At 64.4% G+C, this 9289-nt stretch carries 11 protein-coding genes and 1 pseudogene; 4 read left to right on the top strand and 8 right to left on the bottom strand.

The genetic code is table 11. From position 1 onward, the window contains the following. A partial coding sequence (locus P4U43_RS16730; RefSeq protein ID WP_277359746.1) for an HNH endonuclease family protein occupies positions 1 to 1131 on the bottom strand: 1131 nt, incomplete at its 3' end. Between the two features lie 240 nt (positions 1132 to 1371). On the opposite strand from P4U43_RS16730, the gene P4U43_RS16735 reads away from it, so the two are divergent. From P4U43_RS16735 to P4U43_RS16745, 3 genes are all read left to right on the top strand, one after another. Further along, positions 1372 to 1800, top strand: coding sequence for an excalibur calcium-binding domain-containing protein (locus tag P4U43_RS16735; RefSeq protein ID WP_277359747.1), 429 nt, complete (start codon positions 1372 to 1374; stop codon positions 1798 to 1800). A gap of 46 nt (positions 1801 to 1846) precedes the next feature. Next, on the top strand, positions 1847 to 2626 hold the full coding sequence (locus P4U43_RS16740; RefSeq protein ID WP_277359748.1) for a class F sortase: 780 nt from the start codon (positions 1847 to 1849) through the stop codon (positions 2624 to 2626). A gap of 68 nt (positions 2627 to 2694) precedes the next feature. Next, on the top strand, positions 2695 to 3345 hold the full coding sequence (locus P4U43_RS16745) for an NADPH-dependent F420 reductase (RefSeq protein WP_404800767.1): 651 nt from the start codon (positions 2695 to 2697) through the stop codon (positions 3343 to 3345). 15 nt (positions 3346 to 3360) lie between these two features. Here the strand turns inward: P4U43_RS16745 and manD are convergent, their stop codons facing one another. From manD to P4U43_RS16780, 7 genes are read right to left on the bottom strand one after another with little or no spacing between them, the layout of a single operon-like run. Then, positions 3361 to 4590 (bottom strand): D-mannonate dehydratase ManD, encoded by a 1230-nt coding sequence (gene manD / locus P4U43_RS16750; RefSeq protein WP_277359750.1) that lies wholly within the window; start codon positions 4588 to 4590, stop codon positions 3361 to 3363. 38 nt (positions 4591 to 4628) lie between these two features. After that, the gene (locus tag P4U43_RS16755; protein WP_277359751.1) at positions 4629 to 5597 is read right to left on the bottom strand and encodes a sugar kinase; all 969 of its coding nucleotides are present in this window, start codon (positions 5595 to 5597) and stop codon (positions 4629 to 4631) included. Next, a complete protein-coding gene (locus P4U43_RS16760) occupies positions 5594 to 6226 on the bottom strand; it encodes a bifunctional 4-hydroxy-2-oxoglutarate aldolase/2-dehydro-3-deoxy-phosphogluconate aldolase (RefSeq protein ID WP_277359752.1) in 633 nt (210 codons plus the stop codon). Before P4U43_RS16760 ends, P4U43_RS16755 begins: the two co-directional genes overlap by 4 nt. A 43-nt stretch (positions 6227 to 6269) precedes the next feature. Next, on the bottom strand, positions 6270 to 7415 hold the full coding sequence (gene dgoD / locus P4U43_RS16765; protein WP_277359753.1) for a galactonate dehydratase: 1146 nt from the start codon (positions 7413 to 7415) through the stop codon (positions 6270 to 6272). After that, positions 7405 to 7929 (bottom strand): gluconokinase, encoded by a 525-nt coding sequence (locus P4U43_RS16770; RefSeq protein ID WP_277359754.1) that lies wholly within the window; start codon positions 7927 to 7929, stop codon positions 7405 to 7407. The genes dgoD and P4U43_RS16770 overlap by 11 nt, the downstream gene beginning before the upstream one ends. 3 nt (positions 7930 to 7932) lie before the next feature. After that, positions 7933 to 8832, bottom strand: a complete 900-nt coding sequence (locus P4U43_RS16775) for a carbohydrate ABC transporter permease (protein ID WP_277359755.1) — start codon at positions 8830 to 8832, stop codon at positions 7933 to 7935. Then, on the bottom strand, positions 8829 to 9200 hold the full coding sequence (locus P4U43_RS16780; protein WP_277359756.1) for a carbohydrate ABC transporter permease: 372 nt from the start codon (positions 9198 to 9200) through the stop codon (positions 8829 to 8831). The genes P4U43_RS16775 and P4U43_RS16780 overlap by 4 nt, the downstream gene beginning before the upstream one ends. Before the next feature lie 3 nt (positions 9201 to 9203). Between P4U43_RS16780 and P4U43_RS16785 the strand changes: the two are divergent. Further along, a pseudogene (locus P4U43_RS16785) lies at positions 9204 to 9289 on the top strand (FadR family transcriptional regulator); the annotation flags it as partial.

A 9289-nucleotide genomic window follows, 5' to 3' on the forward strand; every position in this document is an offset into this window, starting at 1 on the left:
CGCGGGCGCGGGTGCTGGCGCGGGCGCGGGTGCTGGGACCGCCTGCTCGACAGCCGGTTCCGGCTCAGGGGTAGGTGTGGGCGAAAGCTCGTTGGTAGGCGCCATGGTGTCTGCGCAATCCGACAGAACCCGCGCCATTGCGTCATGCTCGGCCTGCGTGACCCACAGGTTGTAGGTTGCCTTCACGGAGATCTGCCGGGCGACGTATTCGCAGCGGTATCCGCGGTTCGGCGGAAGCCAGGTTGCGGCGTCACCCGCACCCTTCTGTGCGTTGGTCGGGCCGTCCGTGGACTGCAGGTTCAGCGGGTCGTTGGCGAAGGCCACCCGTTGTTCGTAAGTGAGTTGCTGGGCGCCCTTCTGCCACGCGTCGGCGAGCGCAACCATGTGATCGATCTGCACGTCAATGCTGGTCTCCTGCCCGCGGAGGAAGGGGATCGTCGTTGCCGTGTAGGGGTCATCCAGGGTTCCGGAACGGACTTTGCAGGGAACGGAGTTCGCGTGCACGATGTCGCGAAGGTCGCGGTTCAGCATGTCATTGCGGGTGTCGCAGCCGTTGCGGTCGACATCGAGCCAGGCCTGACCAAACTCATCCCGGTCATAACCCGTCTTCGGTGCGCGCCCCTTGATCGGCAGCGTCTCAAGCAGCGCGAGCGCCTTAACGCCATATTGGGGCTGATCGCTGGGAGCATTCGGGTCTCCTTGAGCGTCGACAACGGTGTCCCCGTCTATCGGCGCAACATCGGGACTCGGCGTAGGTGAGGGCTTCGGCGTGGGAGATTTGGTTGGCTCCGGCGTCGCAGTCTGTGACGGTTCAACAGTGGCGGTCTCGGTTTGCTCGGCCAAGGCCGCGGGAACCGTATCCTCCGCGGAGGGCGTGATGGACCCGCCGACCAGGAGCGCAACAACGCTTGCCGCCGCGACGATGAATCCTGCCTTGCGGCCAGCGAGCCGTGCCCAGGAGCTGCGCCCCGTGAGCACCGTGTAGAGCCCGGTGAGGAGCGCGAGGAGACCCGCCATGACAAGAGCTCCCCCAATTCCGCCCGAGATCAGACCGATAGCCAGAAGGAACAGACCAAACCCCGCAACAATGAGCGTCGATGCCCTTGCCTTGCTCCTGGTCCGAGTCTGCATCCGGTCAGGATTTTGGGCGGGAGGTAGCGACGGAAGATTCAAGAGTGCCCCAAAAGTACGAGTGAAGGTTGAGCTACGAGTGACGGTCCAATCATCGTATCGGGGACCCGGTAACACAGCCGAGCAAATTCGTGCAGTCCTTGGATAAAAATGTGGATAACCTTGACGGTTCATAAGCTGGCTGTCTAGTCTCGTGTGACCCGCGTCTCATCACTCGCGGCATCAACATGAGGGGAAATCATGAAGAAAACAACAGCAGGTTTTGCAGTTGCAGCAGCGGCAGGGTTGGTGGCGCTGTCAGCGACGCCGGCGGCGGCGGCACACCTACCATTCCCGAACTGCGACGCTGCAGCGGCGTTGGGCGTATATAACATTCCAGCAGGCACACCGGGCTACGCTCTCCATCTGGATGCCGACCGTGACGGCTCCGGTTGCGACGCAGCAGGAACTCCTGCGTACAACCCCGCGTTGCTTGGAGAGCATATGCAGCCCACTCCGTCACCCGCACCTCCGATGGGTAATCAGGTCACTCAAATGCCTATGGGCGGCGCAGCCACCGGTGTCGAAGTGACGCAAACCGATAACACCGCGGCTCTTGCGCTGGGCGGCGGACTTGTCCTCGCTTTGGCAGCGGGTGGAACGTACGTGGTCCGTCGTCGCGCGGCATAGGGAGCAAGTCGTCGAAAGCGTCGAGTGATCGGATACTTTCCTCCACATGACTAGCCGATTCCGGGACCGTTGCGGGAGCCTCCTGGCTGCTGCAACGGTCCCACTGCTGCTCCTCACGGGTTGTGCTTCACCGAACCCGTCCGACGCCGTCGGGGCCCAGCCAACTTTCACGGTAGCGGCGCCGTCGTCCCTTCCGGCGGAAGGCCCGACAACCGCGCCCGGGCCTCCTCCCACAAATTCGGAGGCGCTCACTGAACCGGCGCCGGCGAGTCCCGCCGCATCGGGTGTGCCCGCGGAGAATGCATCACCCGCAGCACCCGCGCCTGCACCAGCGCCCGTTGATGCAACTCCACAGGTATTCGGCCGTTCGTTGCCGGTGTCGCTCTCGATGCCCACGCACGGAGTCAAGTCGGGCCTGCTGCACCTGGGGCTTCAACCGAACGGGTCTCTCGAGGTGCCTCCGGGCCATCCTGGGGCGCCCGCATCGTGGTACCGGAACTCTCCCACACCGGGCGAAACCGGGCCGTCAATCTTTCTCGGGCACGTGAACGCCAGCGATGGCGGGCCCGGAGTCTTCGCCTGGATCAAGCAGCTGAATCCGGGCGACACCATTGAGATTGCACGCGAGGACGGCACCGTGGCGACATTCGCCGTCGAACGCGGTGAGCAGTATTCGAAGGACGCTTTCCCAACGCAGGCTGTCTACGGAAATACCGAAGGTCCTGAGCTCCGCCTCATCACGTGTGACGGCTACGATCCCGCTACCGGCACGTTCAATGACAACTACGTCGTGTACGCGAAACTCATTCCCCAGGGTTCCTCCTGAAGGTCCATGGAAGACCGCTAAGGGAATACTCGCCTCACAGATCGGTTGTACTCGCCATGGAAAATAACCTGACAACCATCGGCTTCATCGGTAGCGGCAACATCGGCTCACAACTTGCCCGTCTTGCCATCCAAAACGGATACGGCGTTGTGATGAGCAACTCGCGGGGGCCGGAGACGCTGATCGACCTCATCGACGAGCTGGGCGACCGCGCCCGGGCGGCAACGCCGGAGGAGGCAGCGGAAGCGGGGGACGTCGTCGTCGTGAGCGTTCCTCTCAAGGCGATCGATGCGGTGCCGACTGTCCAGCTCAAGGGCAAGACGGTAATCGACACCAACAACTACTACCCGGAGCGGGACGGGAACATTCCGGAACTCGACGACGAATCAAACACCACCAGCGAACTCCTTGCCGATCGCCTACCGGACGCGCACATCGTCAAGGCGTTCAACAACATCTATGCCGATCACCTGACCAGCAAGGCGACCGCGCCCGGCACGCCGGGCCGCCGAGCGCTTCCTATTGCTGGAGATGACGACGACGCCAAGCAGACAGTTGCGTCGCTGATCGACCAGTTCGGGTTCGATGTGGTCGACGCCGGTCCCCTCGCTGAAGGATGGCGGTTCCAGCGGGATACACCGGTGTACGGGCCGGAATTCAACGCCGACCAGGTACGCGAAGGACTCCCCCAGGCGAAGCGCTACGCGGAGATGGACTGACGCCGGGCGCCGGCATCACCAGTCGTGGATCGTGCCGTCCTTCAACCGGTTGAACGGCAGGTACGCGGGTTCGTAGGGGTGGGCGGCCGCGGCCTCAAGGTTCAGTTCGACGCCGAGGCCCGGCTTATCCCCCGGGTGTAGGTAGCCGTCCACGAAGCTGAAGGACTGCTCAAACACCTGGTTGGTCAGGTCTCCGTGCCGCATGTACTCCTGAATACCGAAGTTGTGAATGGCAAGGTCGAGGTGCAAGGCGGCCGCCATACCGACAGGTGAGATATCGGTGGGCCCATGGATGCCGGACTTGATCTGGTACTGCGCCGCGTAGTCGAGGATCTTCTTCATGGCGCTGATGCCGCCGGTATGCGTCACTGCGGAACGCACGTAGTCGATCAGCTGTTCGCGGATCAGCGTCTGGTAATCCCACACAGTATTGAACACTTCGCCGATGGCCAGCGGCGTGGTGGTGTGCTGGCGCACCAGACGCAGTGCGTCCTGGTTCTCGGCAGGGGTGCAGTCCTCGAGCCAGAACAGGTCATACGGTTCCAGTGACTTTCCGAGGCGGGCCGCCTGGATCGGCGTCATCCGGTGGTGCCCGTCGTGGAGCAGCGGCAATTCGGGGCCGAACTCGTTGCGGACGGCCTCGAAAACGGTGGGGATGTGGCGCAGGTAGGCCCTCGAATCCCAGTCCTCCTCCGCGGGCAGCGCCGCCCTCTGCGCGGGCTCGTAGTCGTAGCGGACGCCGCCGGCTGTGGGCTGGGCGGCCACACCGTAGACCGCGTTGATGCCCGGCACCGCGGTCTGGATGCGGATGGATTTGTAGCCCAGTTCCAGGTGTTCGCGGACGGAGTCCAGAATCTCGGGGATGTCGCGGCCGCTTGCGTGGCCATAGGCGCGCACGGCTGTGCGGCTTGCACCGCCCAGCAACTGGTAGAGCGGCATACCGGCCGCTTTTGCCTTGATATCCCAGAGCGCGACGTCGACGGCGGCAATAGCGGCCATGGTCACCGGTCCCCGCCGCCAGTAGGCACCGCGGTAGAGGAACTGCCAGGTGTCCTCAATCCGGTGCGCATCCCGTCCGATCAGCAGCGGGACCACGTGGTGCTCGAGGTACGCCGAAACGGCCAGTTCGCGACCATTGAGCGTAGCGTCGCCGAGGCCGGTGATTCCCTCCTCGGTGGTGATCTTCAGCGTGACGAAATTGCGGTCGGGGCTGGAGACGATCACTTCTGCGCTACGGATCTTCACGGATAATTCCTTCTGCTGTGGAGCGGATGGTGGAGTAACTAACGGATGGTGGTTCCGGCGGAACTGATCAGGGAAAGTTCGTTCCGTGCCGGGAGGTTTTCCCAGTCGCCGGTTGCAGCAACGGCGAAGGCACCGAGGGTGACACCGCGGTGCAGTCGCTCTTCCAGGGTTTCCCAGTCGAGCACTGCGGAGAGGTAGCCGGCCGTGAACGCATCGCCCGCACCGACGGTGTCGACTACCGGAACCTTGATCGCATCGCAGTGGCAGGCTCCGTCCGCTGTGTAGGCCGTGGCTCCCTCAGCTCCGCGCTTGATGATGACGTCCCGAACGCCGCGAGCGTGCAACCCGTCCACCACCTCGGCCTCAGGCGCATGGGCGGAGGAGCTACCCAGGAGATCGATCTCGTCTTCGGAAGCGATGACGATGTCCGCGAGCCCGGCCAGCACGCTTAGAGCATCCGCTGCATCCTCCCGGTCCCACAGCTTGGCACGATAATTCACGTCAAAACTGACGGTGATTCCCCGTTCCCGTGCGGTTTCCGCAGCCTGCACGGCTGCCTTTGACGCACTCGCGGAGAGCGCCGGGGTGATGCCCGTGAAATGGAGGATCGACGGCTCTGCGTCCAGGGCCGGTGCGAGGTCTTCAAAACTGAGCGCAGAGCCGGCCGAACCTGCGCGGTAATAGGCAGCCCGGGACACATCGGCAATCCGCTTTTCGAGCAGCATCAGTCCGGTGGGCCGGTGCGCATCATGAACGACGGCGTCGGTCAGCACTCCCTCTGCGCACAGGGTGCGCAGGGCGAACTTTCCGACCTCGTCCTTGCCGAGCCTGCCGACCCAGCGCACGCTGTGGCCCAGGCGCGCCAGACCGATGGCGACGTTCGATTCCGCTCCGCCGAGAGACATGGACATCGCTCCCCCGTGCCGCAGCAGGCCTGCGGCGCGGATCGACCCCATGGTCTCGCCGAATGTGAGGACCTGGGCCTTCGGAAGCGGTTCCCCGCTCATCCGGCTGCTCCGGCTCCGAGCCGCAGCAATTCCTGTGCGCGCCGCCGAAGAGCGTCCAGATCCCCGCCGCCGGCGGCGTCGCCGATCAACGGCGATCCGACTCCCACGGCGACGGCGCCGCGAGCGAGGTATTCCGCCGCCGCTTCTGCACTCACGCCGCCCACTGGAATGAACGGGATATTGGGGAAGGGATCGCGAAGCGCCGAGAGATACGCCGGACCGCCGAGGGAGGCGGGGAACAGCTTGATGGCAGTGGCGCCCCGGTCCATTGCGGAGAACGCTTCCGTTGGAGTCATAGCGCCGGCGAGGACCGGCAACCCGAGGAGCACGCCGGAGTCCACGGCTGCGGTGACAGCAGGCGTGACGAGGAACTGCCCGCCGGCGTCCGCGACGCGGGCCGCGTCCTCCCCCGTCAGCACGGTTCCGGCACCCACCGCCGCACGATCGCCCACTTCGCGACGGACCGCCGCGATGACCTCGATCGCCTCCGGAGTGTTGAGCGAAACCTCCAGGTACGTGATGCCTTCCTCCACGAGTGCGACGGCGGTGCGCACCGAAGCGGTACGCTCGCTCCCCCGAATAATCGCCAGGAGGCGCGCCCGCTTCAGTCCGTCCAGAAGGCTCGTCATGGTCTTCTCCTTATTCCAGTGGAATCCAGCGGCGCAGTCGCGCTCACCACTCGGCGTACGCGCCGTCGTCGTGCCTCCACACCGGCGAGCGCCAGTTGTGGCCGGTCTTGTCCGCTATCCGGACCGCCGACTCATCAATCTCGATACCGAGCCCCGGGGCAGTCAGCCGCTCAACGTACCCGTCAACGAACTTCAGCGGCGTCTTGTCCAGCACGTAATCCAGCACTTCGGCGCCCTGGTTGTAGTGAATGCCGATGCTCTGTTCCTGGATTAGGAAGTTCGGCGTCGCGAAGCCGACCTGCAGGCAGGCCGCGAGCGCGAGCGGCCCAAGCGGACAGTGCGGGGCGAGCTGCACATCGAAGACCTCCGCGAGCGAGGCGATTTTCCGCACCTCTGTGATCCCACCGGCGTGGGAAAGGTCCGGTTGCGCAACAGCGATGCCTGCCTGCAGCACCGGGAGGAACTCCTGCCGGTTGTACAGCCGTTCTCCGGTGGCCACCGGGATGGTGGTCGAGCGGGTGAGCCCGCCAATCAGGTGTGAGTTCTCCGGCACCGTGGGTTCCTCAAGGAAGAACGGGTGCAACGGTTCCAGCAGCGGTGCAATCCGGCGGGTGTCCGCAAGGGTGAACCGGCCATGGAAATCGACGGCCACGTCGCGGTGCGGACCAAGCACCTCACGCGCGGCAGCAACGCGCTCCACCACCTCGTTTATCGCGGCCACGCTGCCAAGCGCTTTCATCCGCCCGCTCGCGTTCATCTTCACCGCGGTGAGGCCGACGGAAAGCTGGGCTTCGACGGCGTCAGCGATTTCCGCGGGCTCATCCCCACCGATCCACCCATACATCCGGATCCGGTCACGGACATGCCCGCCGAGTAGCTGGTGCACCGGAACGCCGAGCGACTTCCCGTGGATATCCCACAACGCCTGGTCGAGACCGGCAACCGCGCTGGCGAGGATCGCGCCTCCCCGGTAGAACGAGCCCTTGGTCATGACCTGCCAGAGGTCCTCGATGCGCAGTGGATCCTGCCCGATCAGCAGCTCGGACAGCTGCTCGACGGCGGTGCGCACCGTCTCGGAGCGGCCCTCCACCACCGGCTCGCCCCACCCCACGATGCCGTCATCGGTTTCCACCCGGACAAAGAGCCAGCGCGGCGGGACGAGAAAGGTTTCGATTCTGCTAATGCGCATGGACGGTGCTTTCGGTAAGGCGGGCGCAGACGCGGTCAACAATTGCGTCCGGTGAAAGGGCGAGGTCGACGGTCAACCCGCGTTCGCCGTCGGACAGGGGTTCGAGGGTGTTGTACTGCGAGTCCAGCAGCGACGGCGGCATGTACTCGTGCTCGCGGGCGGTAAGCCGCGCCGCGACCAGTTCCCGTGCTCCGTAGGGATGCAGGACGAACAGGTGCGGCGCGTGCCCGCGCAGCAGGTCGCGGTAGGACCGCTTCAGTGCTGAACAGGCGACGACGACGCCGGCTTCCGTGCCGCGTGCCAGCTCCTCGCCGACATCGTGGAGCCAGGGCAGCCGGTTCTCGTCAGTCAGTGGAGTTCCCGCAGCCATAAGTTGCTTGTTCTGCTCCGGGTGGAGGTCATCGCCGTCGACAAAGCGCGCGCCGAGCCGCGCTGCGAGGAGGGCCCCGAGCGTACTTTTACCAGAGCCCTGCACCCCCATGACCACAATCGGCGGGGTTGGTTGCTGCGCCATGGCCTAGCCCTTGGTGGCACCGGCGGTGAGGCCGGAGACGATGTACTTCTGGGTGAACAGGGCAATGACCATGATGGGGATGGTGACCACCACGGAGGCCGCCATGAGGCCTCCCCAGTCGATGCTTGCGTAGGCCACGAAGTTGAAGATCGCCACCGGCAGGGTCTTGGTGTCAGCTCCGGAGAGCACCAGGGCGAACATGAAGTTGTTCCAGGAGAAGATGAACGCCAGGATGCTCGCGGTGGCGATTCCCGCCATCGAGAGCGGAAGGGTGACCCGCAGGAACGCACCGATATGGGTCAGTCCGTCCACACGTGCGGCTTCTTCCAGTTCCAGCGGCATGGAGTCGTAGTAGGACATCAGGATGTAGACGATCAGCGGCAGCGCGACGAACATGTGGGAGAGGATGAGGACGCTGTACCCGCCCACCATCGACATGTTGGAGAAGACGTAGTACCAGGGCACCAGCAGGCTGACGCCCGGAATGATGCGGGCCATGAGCACCACCAGGGCCGAGCGGCGCATCGCAAACCGGCTCATCGAGTAGGCCGCAGGGACACCGATGATCAAGGACAGCGCGGTGGAGGCGAAGGCCACCCAGAAGCTGTTGAAGACGAAGGACAGGTAGTTGTTCCTGCCCAGCACCGTCTCGTAGTTCGCTGTGGTGGGTTCGAAGATGAGCGTCTTGCTGGCGTCGTAGATGTCGACGTTGGTCTTCAGCGAGGCGAGCAGCATCCATGCCAGCGGGGCGAGGAAGGACACCACGATGACGATCAGCGCGACGACGCGGAAGATCTTATATGCGCGGCTCTTGAATGGCTTCTTCCGGCGTGGCTGCTGCGGCGGGCGGGCAGCCGTTTCAGCGCCGGGGCGGAGCATCTTGGGGGTTACGACGCTGCTCATTTCTGGACGTCCTTCCGGCGGCGGGTCAGAACCCACATGCAACCAATGATGATGAGGAAGAAGATGATGAGGACGGTGGAAGACAACCCGTAGTCGTTGTAGTCGAAGCTGAGCCCGTAGGCGTAGACGTTGAGCGTCTCGACCTCGTGGAAGGACCCGCCGCCGCGTCCCTTGGTGGCGTACAGCAGGTCGAACGTCTTCAGTGCGTCGATACTGCGCAGGAGGATGGCCACAATGATGGTGGGCATCATGAGCGGAACAGTGATGAATTTGAAGCGCTGCCAGGCGTTGGCACCGTCAATGCGAGCGGCCTCGTCAGGTTCCTCCGAAAGCGAGGTCAGCCCGGCCAGCAGGATGATGACCACCATGCCCAGGTGATCCGCTGGCGCCTAGCCTCACCCGGCCGGGTGGCGCAGTTGCGGTCGCTGACCGAGCTGCGTACCGCCGTCGAGCCCCA

This window comes from Arthrobacter vasquezii, assembly GCF_029455255.1.
Taxonomy (GTDB): domain Bacteria; phylum Actinomycetota; class Actinomycetes; order Actinomycetales; family Micrococcaceae; genus Arthrobacter_D; species Arthrobacter_D parietis.

What these genes read in the sequence shown, in the direction of transcription:
- P4U43_RS16735 (WP_277359747.1), top strand. Translation starts at nt 1,372, where the DNA reads ATGAAGAAAACAACAGCAGGTTTTGCAGTTGCAGCAGCGGCAGGGTTG.
- P4U43_RS16740 (WP_277359748.1), top strand. Translation starts at nt 1,847, where the DNA reads ATGACTAGCCGATTCCGGGACCGTTGCGGGAGCCTCCTGGCTGCTGCA.
- P4U43_RS16755 (WP_277359751.1), bottom strand. Translation starts at nt 5,597, where the DNA reads ATGAGCGGGGAACCGCTTCCGAAGGCCCAGGTCCTCACATTCGGCGAG.
- P4U43_RS16760 (WP_277359752.1), bottom strand. Translation starts at nt 6,226, where the DNA reads ATGACGAGCCTTCTGGACGGACTGAAGCGGGCGCGCCTCCTGGCGATT.
- dgoD (WP_277359753.1), bottom strand. Translation starts at nt 7,415, where the DNA reads ATGCGCATTAGCAGAATCGAAACCTTTCTCGTCCCGCCGCGCTGGCTC.
- P4U43_RS16770 (WP_277359754.1), bottom strand. Translation starts at nt 7,929, where the DNA reads ATGGCGCAGCAACCAACCCCGCCGATTGTGGTCATGGGGGTGCAGGGC.
- P4U43_RS16775 (WP_277359755.1), bottom strand. Translation starts at nt 8,832, where the DNA reads ATGAGCAGCGTCGTAACCCCCAAGATGCTCCGCCCCGGCGCTGAAACG.
- P4U43_RS16780 (WP_277359756.1), bottom strand. Translation starts at nt 9,200, where the DNA reads ATGGTGGTCATCATCCTGCTGGCCGGGCTGACCTCGCTTTCGGAGGAA.